The following is a 16,773-nucleotide window of genomic DNA, read 5'->3' as shown; positions in this document are numbered from 1 at the left end:
CGTTCGACGCGCGGCGCATCGGCCGGCTGAATCCGTCGTGCGAGCGGAGCGGCAGGCCGGCGATCCCGGCATGCGCGCGCACCCGGCGCGCGGGCGTTGTATCGGCCGAAGGATCGTGCCACGACAACATATCGCCCGGTTGCGCGCTCGCGCGCCGGACCATCGACGAGAACAGGGAGGGCCGGCAATGAGGCTGGACGACGAAAGGGAAAGCACGAACGTCGAGGATCGCCGCGGCGCCGGCGGGTTCGGCGGCGGGCGCGGCGCGACGATCGGCATCGGCACGATCGTGATTGCGTTCGCCGCGTCGTATTTCTTCGGGATCGACCCGCGCGTGGTGCTCGAAGGCGCATCGGCGCTGCAGGGCCGCCAGCAGCAGGCGCAGCCCGCGCCCGCGCAGCGGCAGGGCGTGCCGGCGAACGACCCGGGTGCGGTGTTCACGCGCAAGGTGCTCGGCAATATCGAGCGCACGTGGACGGGCGTGTTCAATACCCAGCTGCACGCGCAGTACCAGCCGCCGACGCTCGTGATGTTCACGAATTCGACGCCGACCGCATGCGGCACGGGCCAGACCGCGATGGGGCCGTTCTATTGCCCGCCCGACCGCAAGGTGTACATCGATCTCGGTTTCTATGACGAACTGCGCAAGCGTTTCGGCGCGGGCGGCGATTTTGCGCAGGCTTACGTGATCGCGCACGAAGTCGGCCATCACGTGCAGAACCTGCTCGGTATTTCCGACAAGGTCGACGCCGCGCGCCGGCGGGCGAGCCAGGCGCATTCGAACGCGCTGTCGGTGCGGATGGAACTGCAGGCCGACTGCTTCGCCGGCGTGTGGGCGAACAATGCGCAGCGCGCGAACCAGCACCTGATGGAGCCCGGCGATTTCGAGCAGGGGCTGAAGGCGGCCGCCGCGATCGGCGACGACCGGCTGCAGCAGCAAGGGCAGGGCTATGTCGTACCGGAAAGCTTCACGCACGGCACCAGCGACCAGCGCGTCTACTGGCTGCGGCGCGGGATGGAATCGGGCGAGCTGAGCGCCTGCGACACGTTCGCCGCGAACGCGCGCTGACTCGAGGGCGCGCGCCGTCGCGCGCCCGCATCGTCCCGGCCGAACCTGCCATGCCGGCCGGACCGGGGCGATTTGCCGATTTGTGCTCACCGGCGCTTTTCGGCGCCGGTAGGCTGGCCCGAACGTCGATCTTCGACACGTTCGCCCGCCAGCCGATTCCACCATGCCGACCCCATCCGTTTCCGCCGACCCGGCCGCCGCCGACTGGCCACGTGCGCTGCGCGCATGCGTGGACGCGTTCGATGCGTTCGCGAGCCCGTCCGCGATCGTGTTCTACCGGCTCGACCAGAGCGGCGAACCGGCCGATTTCGAGCTGTTCGGGATGCCGGAATCGATGCATCGCACCTACGTCGCGCGCTACCGGATGCTCGATCCGCTGCATCCGTCGCGCTGCGCGGCAGGCGAACGCGCGGTCGTCACGCTCGCGTCGCAATTGCCTGACGAAAGGCGCGATGCGTCCGCGTACTGGACCCGTTTCCTGCGGCGCCACGACGTGGCCGACGTCGTCGAGATCTGGCTGCGCGATGCGGGCCGTACGGTCGGTGCGTTCTCGCTGCTGCGCTTCGGGGCGGGTGAAACGCTTGATGGCGTGGCCGGCAACAGCACGGCCGGGCGGTTCGCGCCCGGCGAGATCGATGCGCTCGCACGGCTGCAGCCTGTGGCCGAAGCCGCGCTGAGCCCGCTGCTGCGCGCGCGGCGCGGGATCCACCGGATCGGCTGCGAGGAGCGGCTGACCTACCGCGAGGAGCAGATCGCGCGCCTCGTACGCGACGGCCGCTCGAACAAGGAGATCGCCCGCGATCTCGCGCTCGGCCAGCCGACCGTCAAGACGCACCTGATGCGGATGTACCGCAAGCTCGGCGTGTCGAACCGTACGGAACTGGTGGGGGCGTTGTTCCTGTAATTCATCGGATAATTGCGATCCGGAATTCGAACCGCATTGCACTGCCGATTTTCATCGTCAGGACCGTGAGAAGCGGGATATACGATTCGCTGTACTTCCTGATTCCGCTGGCGCTCGGCATCTACTGGCTGGATTACCAGGCGTACGACTTCCTTGCGTCGATGGGGCACGGCTTCAGAAACTAGCATTGCAATGACCGGGTATTGGCCCGGTACCGGCGCGGGCATACCCGCACCGGTCGAGTCGGCCGGCCGGTCTGCCCGCGCGATACCGAGCCGGCTTCCCGTCTCGACACTCGACACGCCACCGCGGGGTTCGAACCCGCCCCCCCTCCAGCGCCCACGCGCTGCCAATTTGCGCTCACCCGGCGCGAACCCTCGTCGATACAGTGGAACGACGCCCGCGTGCCTATGCGCACGCGGTCCAGCCACGACAATCCTCGAGACGCCCATGAGCACCACGAACTTCGTCGCCGTCAGCGACACCGTGCGCACCTTCGTTGCGCGCGACTTCGGCCTCTTCATCGACGGTGAAATGCAGCCCGCACACGCTGCCGCGCGGCTCGACGTGCATGACCCCGCGACGGGCGAGCGGCTTGCGACGGTCGCGGACGCCGACGAACGCGACGTCGATCGCGCGGTCGCCGGCGCGAAGCGCGCATTCGACACCCGCGTGTGGAGCGGCCTGCGCCCGGCCGACCGCGAACGCATCCTGCTGAAACTCGCCGACCTGATCGAGCGCGACGCCGAAACGCTCGCGCAGCTCGAAACGCTGAACCAGGGCAAGTCGATCCACGTGTCGCGTGCGATCGAAGTCGGCGCGAGCGTCGAATACGTGCGCTACATGGCCGGCTGGGCGACCAAGATCACCGGCCAGACGCTCGACGTGTCGATCCCGTTCCCGCCCGGCGCGCGCTATACGGCCTATACGCGCAAGGAACCGGTCGGCGTGGTCGCCGCGATCGTGCCGTGGAATTTCCCGCTGATGATCGCGGTGTGGAAGCTGATCCCCGCGCTCGCGGCCGGCTGCACGATCGTGCTGAAGCCGTCGCCGGAAACGCCGCTCACCGCGCTGCGCCTGGCCGAACTCGCACGCGAGGCCGGCGTGCCGCCCGGGGTGTTCAACGTCGTCACCGGCGGCCGCGTGTGCGGCGCTGCGCTCGCGGGCCACCCGTCGATCGCGAAGATCTCGTTCACGGGCTCGACCGCGACCGGCAAGCTGGTCGGCGCGGCGGCCGTGCAGAACATGACGCGCTTCTCGCTCGAACTCGGCGGCAAGAACCCGATCGTGATGCTCGACGACATCGACGTCGCACAGGCGCTCGACGGCGTCGCCGCCGGCGCGTTCTTCAACCAGGGGCAGGTGTGCGCGGCCGCGTCGCGCATCTATGTGCATCGCAGCAAGTTCGCGCAGCTTGCGGACGGCCTCGCGGGCGTCGCGCAGTCGATGAAGCTCGGCGCGGGCCTCGACACGACCGCGCAGATCAACCCGCTGGTCTCCGCGCACCACCGCGACAAGGTCGTCCAGCACATCGAAGGCGCGCGCCGCGCGGGCCTCACGTTCCTCGCGGGCGGCACGCCGGCCGACGACCTGCCCGGCTACTACGTGAAGCCGGCCGTGATCGCCGATCCGCATCCGGACAGCGCGATCGTGCGCGACGAAGTGTTCGGCCCGGTGATCGTCGTCGTGCCGTTCGACGATGCGGCCGACGCGGTGCGCCTCGCGAACGCGTCGCCGTACGGCCTCGCGGCGAGCATCTGGAGCAACGACCTGAAGCGCGTGATGAATCTCGTGCCGCAGATCGAGGCCGGCACCGTGTGGGTGAACTGCCATATCCCGCTCGACCCGTCGATGCCGTTCGGCGGCTACAAGCAATCGGGCATCGGCCGCGAGTTCGGCCAGTACGCGATCGAAGGCTTCACCGAAACCAAATCCGTCTGCATCGCGCACTGACGCGCGGCATCAACCCCGAACCTCGAACCCTGAACCAGAACGACCCGGGTTCAAACGATCCGACAGTGGAGACTGCAATGAGCTACAACGAAGCGAAATTCTGGCATCCGATGGTGCACCCGAACGAGATGAAGCAGCGCAAGCCGATCCGCATCGTGCGCGGCGACGGCTGCTATGTGTTCGACGAAGAGGGGCGCAAGCTCGTCGACGGCGTCGCGGGCCTGTGGAACGTGAACGTCGGCCACAACCGCCAGGAAGTGAAGGACGCGATCGTGCGCCAGCTCGACGAACTCGAATACTTCCAGCTGTTCGACGGCATCTCGCATCCGCGCGCGGAAGAGCTGTCGAAGAAGCTGATCGACATGCTCGAACCGGAAGGCATGCGCCGCGTGCTGTACAGCTCGGGCGGCTCCGATTCGATCGAGACCGCGCTGAAGATCGCGCGCCAGTACTGGAAGGTGCGCGGCCAGGCCGACCGCACGAAGTTCATCTCGCTGAAGCAGGGCTATCACGGCACGCACTTCGGCGGCGCGTCGGTGAACGGCAACACGGTGTTTCGCCGCAACTACGAGCCGAACCTGCCCGGCTGCTTCCACGTGGAGACGCCGTGGCTGTATCGCAACCCGTTCACGCAGGATCCCGAAGAACTCGGCCGGATCTGCGCGGAAATGCTCGAGCGCGAAATCCAGTTCCAGAGCCCCGACACGGTCGCCGCGTTCATCGCGGAGCCGATCCAGGGCGCGGGCGGCGTGATCGTGCCGCCGGCCAACTACTGGCCGCTCGTGCGCGAGGTGTGCGATCGCTATGGCGTGCTGCTGATCGCCGACGAGGTCGTGACCGGCTTCGGCCGCAGCGGCAGCCTGTTCGGCAGCCGTGGCTGGGGCGTGCGCCCGGACATCATGTGTCTTGCGAAGGGGATCTCGTCGGGCTACGTGCCGCTCGGCGCGACGGTCGTGAACGCGCGGATCGAGGACGCGTTCGCCGCGAATGCCGATTTCGGCGGCGCGATCATGCACGGCTACACGTATGCGGGCCACCCGGTCGCGTGCGCGGCCGCGCTCGCCAGCCTCGACATCGTCGTGAAGGAAGACCTGCCGGCAAACGCGGCGAAGCAGGGCGCGTACCTGCTCGAAGCGCTGCAGCCGTTCGCGGAACGCTTCGCGGCGGTCGGCGAGGTGCGCGGCAAGGGGCTGATGCTCGCGCTCGATCTCGTCGCGAACAAGGACACGCGCGAGCCGATCGACCCGCTGTCCGGTTATGCGAACGCGGTCGCGGAAGTCGCGCGCGAGAACGGCGTGCTGGTGCGTCCGGTCGGCACGAAGATCATCCTGTCGCCGCCGCTCGTGATCCAGCGCGAGCAGCTCGACCGGATCGTCGACGCGCTCGCGGCGGGCTTCGAGGCCGTGCCGTTCGCGTGACCGCATGATCGCGTGACGGCACACCGGCGGCGGGCAGCGCGGCTGCCGCCGGTTTGCCGATTTGCGCTATGCCCGGATTATTTTGCCTGCGTATTTTTTCGACATCGGATCGAGGTGTGATCGACAAGGGGCCCGGGTAACGAAGCGCTGAAGCACCGTCCCGGGCCGACCGCAAGGCATGGAACCCCGGTCGCCGACGAAGCGGCGGCCCGGTTCGACACTGGAAGGAGACAAGGATGTCGGGATGGTCAGGAGTTACCGGCGCAGCGGGCGACACGCCCGCCGGCACGCCGGCTGAAGCGGGCGGCGGCACGGCACTGACGGCGGGTGCGGTCGGCTTTCCGACCGCGCTGGCGAGTGCCGTCGGCCTCATCATGGCAAGCCCGGTGATTCTCACCGCGACGTCGGGCTTCGGGATGGGCGGCTGGGCGTTCGCGGTCGCGATGATCATCGCGTTCGTGATGATGCAGGCGCAGGCGACGACCTTCTCCGAAGCCGCCGCGATGCTGCCGACGGCCGGCTCGGTTTACGATTACCTGTCGTGCGGGCTCGGCCGCTTCTGGGCGATCACCGGCACGATCTCCGCGTATTTCCTCGTGCACGTGTTCGCCGGCACGGCGGAAACGATCCTGAGCGGCATCATGGCGCTCGTCAATTTCGAATCGCTGAACGCCGCGTTCGAGAAGCACAACAGTTCGTGGCTCGTCGGCGTCGGCCTCGTCGTCACGTTCGCGATCACCAACATCATCGGCATCAAGGTGTTCAGCAAGCTCGAGATCGTGCTGACGGCCGGCATGTGGCTGTCGCTGATGATCTTCGGGATCCTCGGGCTCGCGGCTGCGCCGGCCGTGCATCTCGACGGCTGGTTCGGCGGCTCGGAAGTCGGCACGTCGGTGCCGGCCGTGCTGTCGCTGGTCGGGATGGCGATGTTCATGTTCGTCGGCTGCGAGTTCGTCACGCCGCTCGCGCCGGAAATGAAGGCGCCGGGCCGCACGATTCCGCGGGCGATGGCGCTCGGCCTCGTCGGCGTCGCGATCTGCATGTTCCTGTACGGCGCGGCGATCCGCCGCCAGGTCGCGAACGTGCCGGTGAGCCCCGACGGCCTCACGCACCTGCTCGACACGCCGGGCGCGATTCCCGCGTTCGCGCTGCACGTGCTTGGGCCCTTCGGCCGCGTGTGGTTCGGCATCGCGTTCTTGTGCGCGGGCGCCGCGACGATCAACACGCTGATGGCCGGGCTGCCGCGCATCCTGTACGGGATGGCGATCGACGGCGCGCTGCCGCGCTGCTTCGCGTACCTGCATCCGCGCTTCAAGACGCCCGTGGTCGGCATTGTCGCGGCGGCGATCGTGCCGATCATCCACGCGTGGCTGATCAACGGCAACCTCGACAGCATCCTGCACCTCGTGCTCGCCGCGACCTGCGCGTGGGGCACCGCGTACCTGCTCGTCACCGCGTCGGTCGTGATGCTGCGGATTCGCCGCCCGGACCTGCCGCGCCCGTACCGTTCGCCGCTGTTCCCGTTGCCGCAGATCGTGTCGAGCGTCGGCATCGTGCTCGCGATCTGGTACATCACGCCGCCGGGCATGAACGCGCGCGACATCTACGTGCCGTTCGGCGCGATGCTCGGGCTCACCGCGCTGTACGCGCTGTTCTGGACGCTCGTCGTGCAGCGCCGGCATCCGTTCAGGCCGGTGCCGGTCGAGGAAGTGCTGCGCAACGAGCACGTTGCATCGTGAAGGCCGCGCTTGCCCGCTGGCGCGCGGCGCCCGATGCGCCGCCGCCCGGCCATCGGCCCGGCGCGATCGCCGCGCGCGTGCTGGCCGATTTGGGTGCCGCGCGTGATGCCGATCGCGTCGGCAGTCCGACCGCGAGGCTGCCGAACGGCGTGCGCGTGAGCATCGAGGAGTGTGTCGACCGCCAGTTCCTGATGCATACGGTCAGCGTGAAGGTGGCGGCAACCGCGCGCGGCCCGGCCGTGCAGGGCAGCGCGCGCGTGCGCCAGACCGGCTGGCTGCGCTGCACCGGCATCGACGCGGCGGCCGTGCCGGGATGCGACCCCGGATTCGTCGACACGGTGGCCGCGCTGGTCGCCGAGCCGTCGCTGGCCGATGCGCTGCGGCCGCTGCACCTGACCGACTGTACGATCGACGCGCGCGCCGGCCGCTGGACGCTTGCGATCGTGCCGTTCGGCGGCAGCGAGGTCGTGAACCGGATGCCGTCGTTCCGCCGCTACGTCCGCCTGACGGGCGAGCAGGCCGCTGCGCTGTCGGCGGCTTGCCTTGCGTTCGAAACCGCACTACGCAGGATTTTGCACGGGTAAGCTATGGCGTTGCGCGCCGGGGAACCGGCGGCCGCGTTTAAGGGTTTTACCGGAGATGCCGATGCTGTTCCAGTCACGCTCACACGAAGACGTGCACGATCACGGGCTCGCGATCGCGGGCTGGCATCAGGTCTACCGCCAGATGACGCCGGGCCGCTTCAAGGGCACCGTCACGCAGGTGCTGTACGACGATTTCCACTTCTTCCGCGAAACGACCAACCGGCGCGTCGCGCAAACCGGGCTCGCGCCGGCCGGGCGCACGTCGCTCGCGGTGCCGTTGTCCGTGCCGCTCGCGGGCACGTTCCAGGGCCAGCCCGTCGACGGCTATGCGCTGCTCGCGCTGCGCGCCGGCGAGGATTTCGAATTCCACACGCCGGAAGGGATGGGGCTCGTCGGGATCAGCGCGGCGTCCGACATGGTCGACGAGCTGTGCGAAGCCGAATTCGGCGCGGCCGGCGCGCGCAAGCTGCGGCACGTGACGCGGCTGTCCGACGAGCAGGGCGTCGCGCTCGGCGTGCGGCTGTCGTCGCTGATCGACGATGCGCAGCGCAATCCCGGCCACCTCGAATATGCGGCGACCCGCAAGATGTTCCGCGACGCGATGCTCGGCATGTTCCTCGACGCGCTCGAGCAGGGCATCGGCGTCGAGCGCCGCGACATCACGCACGCCACCTACAGCGACATCGTGAGCCGCTGCGAGAAGCATCTGCGCGATCGGCCCGAGGAACCCGTCACCGTGCTCGAGCTGTGCCGCGCGCTGCGCTGCAGCCGCCGCACGCTGCAAACGAGCTTCCAGCGTGTGGCCGATGTCACGCCGGTCGGCTATCTGCGCACGATCCGGCTGAACGCGGTGCGCCGCATGCTGCGCACGACGTCCGTGCAGCAGCTCGGCGTCGGCGAGGCCGCCGCGAGCTGGGGTTTCACGCACCTCGGCTATTTCGCGCGAGAGTATCGCGACCTGTTCGGCGAGCTGCCTTCCCAGACGACGCGTCCCGAATGACGCACGCGCACCGCAGCGGCGCCGCCGGGTGCCGTCGCGGTCAATGCGTGCCACTGTTTGCCGATTTGCGATAGAGGTCCTGAATTTTCGCTGGATAGAGTCCTGTCACCCATATCGATAACCCCATCGATCTGCACTGCGAATCGATGACAACAGAGGGGCGGGACATGAAGATCGGACGACGACTGGCCGCGGCCGCGGCTACGCTGGGTTGCATGCACGCACACGCGCAGACCTCGGGCAGCGTGACGCTGTACGGCACCGTGGATACCGGCATCATCTACTCGACGAACCAGCAGTTCACGCGCGCCGACGGCAGTACGGGCGGCGGCCATGCGTGGCAGATGGGCGGCGGCAACCTCGTGCCGTCGCGCTTCGGCTTCCAGGGCGCCGAGCCGCTCGGCGGCGGGCTCAATGCGGTGTTCACGCTCGAGCAGCAGTTCCTGTCCGCGAACGGGCAGGCGCTGCAGGGCGGCACGGCCTTCAGCCGGCAGGCGTGGGTCGGGCTGCGCCAGGACGGGATCGGCACGCTCGGCCTCGGCCGTCAGTACGACTCGTACACCGACATGCTCGGTGCGTACGTGTCGAGCAACAACTGGGCGACGCCGTACGGCTCGCACCTCGGCGACGTCGACAACCTGAACGCCGCATTCAACTTCAACAACGCGGTGAAGTTCACCAGCGCCGATTTCAACGGCCTCACGTTCGGCGGCACGTTCAGTTTCGGCGGGCAGGCCGGCGATTTCTCGGCGAAGCGCGGCTATGCGGTGGCCGCGACGTACACGCGCGCACCGGTGGCGTTCTCGGTCGGCTACCTCGACCTGCACCAGCCGCTCGACGCGGCGCTCGGCGGCGCGAGCGGCTATATCGGCGATTTCGCGTGCAGCAACGCGGGGGCGATGTATTGCCTGCTGCAGGATGCCGGCTCGATGCGCGCGTTCGGCGCGGGCGGGTCGGTCACGTTCGGCGATGCGACGATCGCGCTCACCTATACGCATACGCGCCTCGGCGACAGCCGCTATTTCTCGACCGCCGCGCAGCCGCGCACGCAGGCGTTCACGTTCGATATCGGCGAATTGAACGCCACGTACATGTTCACGCCCGCGCTGCAGGGCGGCGTCGCCTATATCTTCAACGCTGTGCATACCGACGGGCGCGGCACGACGCGGTTCCACCAGGTGAACGTCGGCACGAACTACAGCCTGTCGAAGCGCACGGCGCTGTATGCGGTCGCGATCGGCCAGATCGCGAGCGGCAAGGGGCTCGGCGCCGACGCGGACGGCAATGCGGTGAACTATGCGCAAATTCCGGTGCTCGCGAACAGCAACTCGAGCCGGCAACTGGCGGTGATGGCCGGGATCCGCGTGAACTTCTGATCCGGCCGGGGAGGTCTGGCCGGGGAGGCCGCGCCGAGGCAGTGAGGCGGCCAGGCGGGCGGGGCGGCCGGGCACGGCGGCGGCCTCTGCCGCCGCGTGCCATAAATTCGTAACGATCGGCGTGAACAATGGCGTTCGCTTCAGGCGGCCAGAAGCGTCGCCCGCGTTGCACACGTGTGCAACGCCTGGCCGTCCCGCCACCACGCCGAACGAGAGAGACCTCATGACCTTGCTGAGCCGCCTGCGCGCGCTGTCCGCCGCCCTTGCGCTGTCCTTCGCCGCCACGCACGCCGTTGCCGCGGATCTCGTCATCGCAGGCCGCGACGACATCTACGGCAAGGGGCTGGCCGACGCCGTCGCCGGCTTCAACAAGCTGCACCCGGGCACCGAGATCGAGCTGCTCAAGCTGCCGAACGCGAACCTGTACCAGAAGCTCAAGCTGTCGATGCGCGAAGGCACCGGCGCGTACGATCTCGTGATGATGGACGACACGTGGGCGCCCGAATTCATCGGCAACGGCTGGCTGAAGCCGCTGCCCGCGTCGCTCGCGGATGCCGATCTCGTGCCGTCCGCCGTCGCGCTCGGCCGCAATGCGGCCGGTGCGCTGTACGCGCTGCCGATCGTCGGCAACGTCGAGATGTTTGCGTACCGCAAGGACCTGCTCGCGAAGTACAAATTGCAGCCGCCGCGCAACTGGGACGACGTGCTGAAGATCGCGCAGACCGTCGGCGGCGCGGACAAGAGCGTGTCGGGCGTCGTGTTTCGCGGCACGAAGGGCAACCCGGTCGTGACGGGTTTCCTGCCGATCCTGTGGGCCTACGGCGGCGACGTGTTCGACCATGCCGGCAACGTGACGATCGACTCCCGCGAGGCGCAGGCCGCGCTGAAGACCTTCCTTGCGCTGAAGGCGTCCGCGCCGAAGGACGTCGACGTATACGGCGCGGCGGAAGTGCGCGATGCACTGCAGCGCGGCACGGCGGCGCAGTCGATCGAGGTGTGGCCGGCGTGGGTGCCGGCGCTCGACGATCCGAAGCAGTCGCGCGTGGTCGGGCAGATCGCGCTGCAGCCGCCGCCCGGGCAGACCGCGGGCCCGGCGCCGATGCTCGGCATCTGGCAGATGGGCATCCCGAAGGACGCCCCGCACGCGAAGCTCGCGCAGGATTTCCTCGCGTACCTGACCGCGCGTGACACGCAGGCGCGCCTCGCCGGCATCGGCATTCCGCCGACCCGCCGCAGCGTGTTCAACGATCCGGCGCTGGTGCGTCAGTACCGCTGGTATCCGGATCAGCTGAAGGCGCTCGAAGCCGGCCGTGCGCGGCCGCGCGTGAAGGACTGGCAGCAGGTCGAGAGCATTCTCGGCGACCAGCTGCAGCTCGCGCTGACCGGGCAGGCCGCACCCGACGCCGCGCTGCGTCAGGCGCAGCAAAAGATCGCGCAGGCGACGGCCGCGGCCGGCAAGTGACGGCTCGCCGCGACCCCTCGCCGGGATACAGCGCATGAAAGCCTTCCGCCGCAGCCTGCCGTTCGTCGCGCTGCTCGGGCCCGCGCTGCTGGTGCTCGCCGCGCTCGCGCTGTATCCGGTCGCGCAGGTGCTGATCGATTCGTTCTGCCGCGTCGACTACTCGGCCGGCCGCCGCGCATTCGCCGGGCTCGCGAACTATCGCGCGGTGCTCGGCGACGATGCCTTTACGGCCGGCTTCGGCAACACGCTGCGCTTCACGATCGTCGCGTCGCTCGCCGAAGTCGCATTGGGCTTCGGCCTCGCGCTGTTGTTCGTGCGCGCGTTTCCGGGGCGGCGCATCGCGCTGCCGCTCGCGATCCTGCCGATGATGCTGTCCACGCTCGTGTGCTCGGCGATCTGGCGCAACTGGCTCAACTTCGACGGCTTCCTGAACGCGCTGCTCGCGGCATTCGGCATCGAAGGCGTGCGCTGGCTGTCCGATCCGCATCTCGCGCTGTGGTCGCTCGCGCTCGTCGACGTGTGGCAGTGGACGCCGATGGCGTTCCTGATCGTGCTCGCGGGCCTGCAGTCGATCCCGCAGGAACTCTACGAAGCCGCACGCACCGACGGCGCGAGCGAGTGGCAGTGCCTGCGCGACATCACGCTGCCGCTCGCGGCGCCGCAGATTGGCCTCGCCCTGCTGTTGCGCTCGATCGACACGTTCAAGCTGTTCGACAAGGTCTATGCGCTGACGGGCGGCGGCCCCGGCAACGCGACGCAGACGCTGTCGACCTATATCTATGACACGGGCTTCCGCTTCTTCAACGTCGGGCCGGCGAGCGCCGCGTCGGTGCTGATGCTTGCGGCGTCCGCGCTGCTGGTCTCGGGGTACGTATGGCAGACGGTTCGCAAGCGGCGCGCATGACGGCGCCAACCGCAGGCATCGCGCACGCGCGCATGGGCGCCACATTCGGCCGGGCGATGCCGTGGGCGTTGCGCATCGTCGCACTCGCGCTGTTGCTGCTGCCGTGCCTGTGGATGGCCGGCGCGGCCTTCATGCCGACGCTCGAACGGCTCGATCATCCATTGCGGATCTGGCCGGCCGCGCCGACCTTCGAGCATTTCGCATCGGTTTGGTCCAACGGCATTGGTGCGCCGCTGTTCAATTCGCTGCTGGTCGGGTTCGGCACGACGCTGCTCGCGCTGGCGCTCGCGTTTCCGGCCGCCTATGCGCTCGTGCGGCTGCGGTTTCCGGCGCGGCTCGACCTGCTGTTCCTGGTGCTTGTGCTCGCGTTGAAGCTGATGCCGCCGATCACGATCGCGGTGCCGCTGTTCGCGCTTGCGAAGCGGCTGCACCTGCTCGATTCGACGCTCGGCCTGATGCTCGCGTACCAGATCTACGCGCTGCCGATGGCGATCTGGATGCTGCTCGCGTTCGTGCGCGACGTGCCGATCGAATACGAGGAAGCCGCCTGCATCGACGGCGCGGGGCTTGCTCGACGGCTCGTGCAGATCGTGCTGCCGCTGTGCGCGCCGGGGCTGATCGCGACCGCGATCTTCGTGTTCATCGCCGCGTGGAACGAATTCCTGATCGCGCTGCTGTTCGTGTCGACGCCGAGCCGCTTCACGCTGCCGCTCGCGATTGCCGGCTACGTGACGGAGAACGGCATCGACTGGGGCGACCTGATGAGCGCGGGGCTGATGGCGTCGCTGCCCACGCTGGCCGTGGCCGGCTATGTGCAGCGCTACCTGTTGCGCGGGTTCGCCGGCGGGCTGAAGTGACGCGCGGCGACGCCGCGCCCGATTTCGGTTCGTCACGCGCAGCTGTCTCGCACGACCTGCGTGACCGGCACGATGCGCGTGCGCGACGGGCCGTCGAACGTCTGCATCCGGTCGGCGAGCAGGTCGACGGCCGCCTGCGCAAGGCCGCGCGTGTCCTGCCGGAGCGTCGTGAGCCGATACGCGTCGTATTCGGCGGCCGGGACGTCGTCGAAGCCGATCACGCGCAGGTCGTCCGGCACGCGCAACCCGAATTCGCCGCGCGCGACGTCGATCACGCCGAGCGCGAGCAGGTCGGACGAGCAGAACACGCCGTCGGGCCGCTTGCCGTTCGCGAACAGTTGCCGCGCGGCTTCGACGCCGCTCGCATGGGTGTCGGACGGCGTGTCGAGCACGTGCGCGAGCGTCGCGTCGAACGCGTCGCCGCGCCCGATTGCGTGCTCGAACGCAGCGGCACGCGACTGTGCACTGTAGCTCGCGCCGCGCGGCCCGACGAATGCAAGCCGGCGCGCGCCGGCCCGCACGAGCCGCTGCGCCGCATGGACGGCGCCCGCCGCGTTGTCGCTGACGACGATGTCCGCGCCCGGCAGGTTGGCCTCGCGGTTGATCATCACGACCGGGATCCGGTGTTCGAGATACTGCTGCGCGACCGACAGCGGCGGCGACGCAGACGTCATCACGAGGCCCGTGATCCGGTAGCTGAGCAACTGCTCGAGCGACTGCCGGACCTGGCGCGGATCTTCCGCATTGGTCACGAGCGGCGTGAGCGCGCGCTGCCCGAGCGCGGCCATCAGGTCCGACAGCAGCCGCGCGCGGAACGGATTCTCGAACCCGGCCGTCACGACGCCGATCATGCTGCTGCGCTGCGTGATCATGTCGCGCGCGATCAGGTTGACCTGGTAGCCGAGCGCGCGCGCGGCGACCATCACGCGCTCACGCGTTTGCGGCGCGATGCTCGCCGTCGGCGTGAACGCGCGCGACACCGCGGAGCGTGAGACACCGGCGCGCGCCGCGACATCCGACGCCGTTACCCACGGTTTTCTTTCCTTGTCATTCATCGATTCATGATTCCTTCGAGCCACGATACGTGCACACCGCCTGCCGACTGGATGTCGGCGCTCGACGACGCGCGGCCGCTGCATACGCTGACCCTACCGGGCAGCCATGACACCTGTGCGTATACCGTCGACGATCGGCTCGTGCGCACCCAGCGTGCGCCGCTCGATGCGCAGCTCGCGCATGGCGTGCGGCTGCTCGACATCCGCTGCCGGCACGTGCGCGATGCGTTCGACATCCATCATGGCGGCATCGCGCTCGGCATGACGTTCGACGACGTGCTGGAAACCTGCACGCGCTTTCTCGATGCGCATCCGCGCGAATGCATTGTGATGTCGGTGAAGGACGAATGGCCGGCGCACGCGTGCACGCGCAGTTTCGATGCGACGTTCGACATGCATCGCGCGCGGCATCCGCGGTTGCGCTGGCATGCCGGCGGCACGCTGCCGGCGCTCGGCGACGTGCGCGGCGCGATCGTGCTGCTGCGGCGCTTTCGCAGCAGCCGGCCGCTCGGCATCGACCTGACCGCGTGGCCCGACAACGCGACGTTCACGATCGATCATCCCGACGGCGCGTTCGTGATCCAGGACGAATATCGCGTGCCGGTGGCCGCGTCGATCGGCTGGAAGTGGCGTGCGATCGATGCGCTGCTGACGGACCTGCCGTCGCCCGACAGCGGCCGCTGGGCGATCAACTTCTGCAGCGGGACCGGGATGGGCGCGAATCCGTCGGTGGTCGCGCACGGCGACGGCAGGGTGCAGGGCATTCATGCACGGCTGGCCGAACGACTGCGTGAGCAGCGCGGCCCGTCCGGCGCGATGCTGCTCGATTTCTGCGATGACGACGACTGGGCGCTGGTGCGCGCGCTGATCGCATGCAATGACCATGTGCCGGTGCCGGGCGTCTGGCGCAAGACGTTTCGCTGTTAGCGGAGATTCGCGCTGAAGAACGCGAGCGCCTTTGCGTCGAGCGTTGCGTGGAACGTCGCGCGATCGAATCCGTTCGCATCGCTACAGCGTGCACGTCGTTCAGCGTATCGGCGGTCGGGAATTCGTTCATCGGGCCGGCAATCACGTAGGCCTTGATCCGCGGATCGTGCGTCAACGGCTGGCGCGGCAGGTCATGATCCCATTTGATCATGCCCTGGTTCATTCATGTCGACGCGAAAACGTGAGTCGTGCATTCTTATGAGCATTCCACGATTCCGTGCTTCTCGAAGCTTGAGGGTCGGGGACTTTTAGTCATCCAGAATTTGACCGAATGAACGATAGTTTCGGCCTATTGAAGCTTCATCTCTCGTGGAGGTCAATCATGGTTTTGGCACTTTACCCGGAGTACAAGAAGCTGGCGCTGAACAGGGACATTGTTCACCGGGGTGCCAGCACCAAGGGAGTCTTTCAATACCGCGTTGTGATCTTTCACTTGCAGCAGGTATTGGGGCATTTCGCCAGGGAAAAGAAATACGACAGGTTCTATATCGGTGTCACCAGCAACAAGGAAGCCCGGTTGAAGGATCACCAGGTCAACAAGCCCGACTACACATGGATGGTTCCGATATACGAGGAGGATGCCGTCAATGTGAGTAACGCCTTCGATCTCATGGAACAAGAGGCCATCAATTACTTCAGGACGGGCTTCATCGACTCCAATAGCGGGCAAAAATTGACATGCGGGAACGGCCCGAGCGGGGCTTCACCGAAGATGTGCCTCTATATATTGGTCCGCGAAAAGCCAGGATCGAACGGAAAGACCTGAGCGTCCGGTCAAACGCCGCGATATCGCATCAACGCGTCGCGATCGCCACCGCCGCACCGGCCATCGCGGTCGCGCTCGTGCGGTTGGCGATCCGCTTCGCGCGCGCCGACGTCAGGAAGGCCCTTGCGCGCGATGCGAGCAGCGACCAGAAGCAGTCGGCCAGGATCAGCACCGCGAGCATCGTGCCGACCAGCTCGGCCCATGCGGTCACACCGACGTGGGTGAGATCGACGATGGTCGGCAGCAGCGCGAGATAGAACACCACGATCTTCGGATTGCCGATCGTCACCAGCATGCCCGCGACGAACATGCGCCACGGCGACTGGCCGCGCGGCAGGTCGTCGGCGCCCGTCTCGGTCGGCGCGGTCCACATCTTCCATGCAAGGAACAGCAGGTACGCAACGCCGAGCAGCTTCAGCACGATCAGGCCCGTCTCGAACGTGCGTGCGAACGCGGACAGCCCCGCGACCGCGAGCGTGAGCCACAGCGCTTCGCCGAGCCACATGGCCGCGAGGAACGGCAGCACATCGCGCACGCCGTTCGTCAGCACGCGCGCGACCAGCGCGGCGACGCTCGGCCCGGGCGTGCCGGCGGTGACGAGCAGGGCGACAGCGAAGACGGTGAGCGCGGACAACGTCATGACTAACCTCGTGGGTGGGGTGTTCGAATCGTATGAAGTTTCGATTATAGTGACGGCCG

General features: G+C 68.0%; 15 protein-coding genes. 13 read left to right on the top strand and 2 right to left on the bottom strand.

What is annotated here, in order from left to right; all coding sequences use genetic code 11:
• The first annotated feature begins 187 nt into the window (after positions 1-187).
• From ypfJ to B7G54_RS07280, 11 genes are all read left to right on the top strand, one after another.
• Complete coding sequence (gene ypfJ / locus B7G54_RS07335; RefSeq protein ID WP_085038501.1) at positions 188-1,069, top strand: KPN_02809 family neutral zinc metallopeptidase; 882 nt, start codon at positions 188-190, stop codon at positions 1,067-1,069.
• Positions 1,070-1,232: 163 nt separating this feature from the next.
• A complete protein-coding gene (locus B7G54_RS07330) occupies positions 1,233-1,973 on the top strand; it encodes a helix-turn-helix transcriptional regulator (protein WP_085038500.1) in 741 nt (246 codons plus the stop codon).
• Positions 1,974-2,423: 450 nt separating this feature from the next.
• Positions 2,424-3,926, top strand: coding sequence for an aldehyde dehydrogenase family protein (locus B7G54_RS07320; protein ID WP_085038498.1), 1,503 nt, complete (start codon positions 2,424-2,426; stop codon positions 3,924-3,926).
• Positions 3,927-4,003: 77 nt separating this feature from the next.
• Positions 4,004-5,344 carry an aspartate aminotransferase family protein gene (locus B7G54_RS07315; RefSeq protein ID WP_085038497.1) on the top strand — a complete coding sequence of 447 codons (1,341 nt, stop codon included), beginning with the start codon at positions 4,004-4,006 and terminating at the stop codon, positions 5,342-5,344.
• Positions 5,345-5,580: 236 nt separating this feature from the next.
• Entirely contained in the window at positions 5,581-7,083 is a 1,503-nt protein-coding gene (locus tag B7G54_RS07310) for an APC family permease (RefSeq protein ID WP_085038496.1), read from the top strand.
• Positions 7,080-7,667, top strand: a complete 588-nt coding sequence (locus tag B7G54_RS07305; RefSeq protein ID WP_085038495.1) for a DUF3156 family protein — start codon at positions 7,080-7,082, stop codon at positions 7,665-7,667. Before B7G54_RS07310 ends, B7G54_RS07305 begins: the two co-directional genes overlap by 4 nt.
• A 61-nt stretch (positions 7,668-7,728) precedes the next feature.
• Positions 7,729-8,667: a helix-turn-helix domain-containing protein gene (locus tag B7G54_RS07300; protein WP_059525869.1), complete on the top strand. Its 939-nt coding sequence runs from the start codon at positions 7,729-7,731 to the stop codon at positions 8,665-8,667.
• A 167-nt stretch (positions 8,668-8,834) separates the two neighbouring features.
• Positions 8,835-10,043: a porin gene (locus tag B7G54_RS07295; protein WP_085038494.1), complete on the top strand. Its 1,209-nt coding sequence runs from the start codon at positions 8,835-8,837 to the stop codon at positions 10,041-10,043.
• A gap of 223 nt (positions 10,044-10,266) precedes the next feature.
• The gene (locus tag B7G54_RS07290) at positions 10,267-11,505 is read left to right on the top strand and encodes an ABC transporter substrate-binding protein (RefSeq protein WP_085038493.1); all 1,239 of its coding nucleotides are present in this window, start codon (positions 10,267-10,269) and stop codon (positions 11,503-11,505) included.
• A 34-nt stretch (positions 11,506-11,539) separates the two neighbouring features.
• Positions 11,540-12,409 (top strand): carbohydrate ABC transporter permease, encoded by an 870-nt coding sequence (locus B7G54_RS07285; RefSeq protein ID WP_085038492.1) that lies wholly within the window; start codon positions 11,540-11,542, stop codon positions 12,407-12,409.
• Positions 12,406-13,266, top strand: coding sequence for a carbohydrate ABC transporter permease (locus tag B7G54_RS07280; RefSeq protein WP_085038491.1), 861 nt, complete (start codon positions 12,406-12,408; stop codon positions 13,264-13,266). Before B7G54_RS07285 ends, B7G54_RS07280 begins: the two co-directional genes overlap by 4 nt.
• A 32-nt stretch (positions 13,267-13,298) precedes the next feature.
• On the opposite strand, the gene B7G54_RS07275 is transcribed toward B7G54_RS07280, so the two are convergent.
• A complete protein-coding gene (locus tag B7G54_RS07275; RefSeq protein ID WP_085038490.1) occupies positions 13,299-14,321 on the bottom strand; it encodes a LacI family DNA-binding transcriptional regulator in 1,023 nt (340 codons plus the stop codon).
• 6 nt (positions 14,322-14,327) lie between these two features.
• On the opposite strand from B7G54_RS07275, the gene B7G54_RS07270 reads away from it, so the two are divergent.
• Both B7G54_RS07270 and B7G54_RS07260 read left to right on the top strand, forming a co-directional pair.
• Positions 14,328-15,248 carry a phosphatidylinositol-specific phospholipase C gene (locus B7G54_RS07270; RefSeq protein WP_165765559.1) on the top strand — a complete coding sequence of 307 codons (921 nt, stop codon included), beginning with the start codon at positions 14,328-14,330 and terminating at the stop codon, positions 15,246-15,248.
• 382 nt (positions 15,249-15,630) lie between these two features.
• On the top strand, positions 15,631-16,074 hold the full coding sequence (locus B7G54_RS07260) for a GIY-YIG nuclease family protein (RefSeq protein ID WP_085038830.1): 444 nt from the start codon (positions 15,631-15,633) through the stop codon (positions 16,072-16,074).
• A gap of 28 nt (positions 16,075-16,102) precedes the next feature.
• Here B7G54_RS07260 and B7G54_RS07255 read toward each other — a convergent pair whose 3' ends face one another.
• Positions 16,103-16,714: a LysE family translocator gene (locus tag B7G54_RS07255; protein WP_085038489.1), complete on the bottom strand. Its 612-nt coding sequence runs from the start codon at positions 16,712-16,714 to the stop codon at positions 16,103-16,105.
• Between the last annotated feature and the right edge of the window lie 59 nt (positions 16,715-16,773).

It is taken from the genome of Burkholderia puraquae, assembly GCF_002099195.1.
Taxonomy (GTDB): domain Bacteria; phylum Pseudomonadota; class Gammaproteobacteria; order Burkholderiales; family Burkholderiaceae; genus Burkholderia; species Burkholderia puraquae.
Note: the sequence above shows the minus strand (reverse complement) of the source record. Positions and strands in the feature narration are given on the sequence as shown.

Coding starts and splice junctions, on each gene's coding strand:
- B7G54_RS07255 (WP_085038489.1), bottom strand. CDS start 16,714: ATGACGTTGTCCGCGCTCACCGTCTTCGCTGTCGCCCTGCTCGTCACC.
- B7G54_RS07290 (WP_085038493.1), top strand. CDS start 10,267: ATGACCTTGCTGAGCCGCCTGCGCGCGCTGTCCGCCGCCCTTGCGCTG.
- B7G54_RS07300 (WP_059525869.1), top strand. CDS start 7,729: ATGCTGTTCCAGTCACGCTCACACGAAGACGTGCACGATCACGGGCTC.
- B7G54_RS07260 (WP_085038830.1), top strand. CDS start 15,631: ATGGTTTTGGCACTTTACCCGGAGTACAAGAAGCTGGCGCTGAACAGG.
- B7G54_RS07310 (WP_085038496.1), top strand. CDS start 5,581: ATGTCGGGATGGTCAGGAGTTACCGGCGCAGCGGGCGACACGCCCGCC.
- B7G54_RS07270 (WP_165765559.1), top strand. CDS start 14,328: ATGATTCCTTCGAGCCACGATACGTGCACACCGCCTGCCGACTGGATG.
- ypfJ (WP_085038501.1), top strand. CDS start 188: ATGAGGCTGGACGACGAAAGGGAAAGCACGAACGTCGAGGATCGCCGC.
- B7G54_RS07320 (WP_085038498.1), top strand. CDS start 2,424: ATGAGCACCACGAACTTCGTCGCCGTCAGCGACACCGTGCGCACCTTC.
- B7G54_RS07275 (WP_085038490.1), bottom strand. CDS start 14,321: ATGAATGACAAGGAAAGAAAACCGTGGGTAACGGCGTCGGATGTCGCG.
- B7G54_RS07295 (WP_085038494.1), top strand. CDS start 8,835: ATGAAGATCGGACGACGACTGGCCGCGGCCGCGGCTACGCTGGGTTGC.
- B7G54_RS07280 (WP_085038491.1), top strand. CDS start 12,406: ATGACGGCGCCAACCGCAGGCATCGCGCACGCGCGCATGGGCGCCACA.
- B7G54_RS07315 (WP_085038497.1), top strand. CDS start 4,004: ATGAGCTACAACGAAGCGAAATTCTGGCATCCGATGGTGCACCCGAAC.
- B7G54_RS07285 (WP_085038492.1), top strand. CDS start 11,540: ATGAAAGCCTTCCGCCGCAGCCTGCCGTTCGTCGCGCTGCTCGGGCCC.
- B7G54_RS07330 (WP_085038500.1), top strand. CDS start 1,233: ATGCCGACCCCATCCGTTTCCGCCGACCCGGCCGCCGCCGACTGGCCA.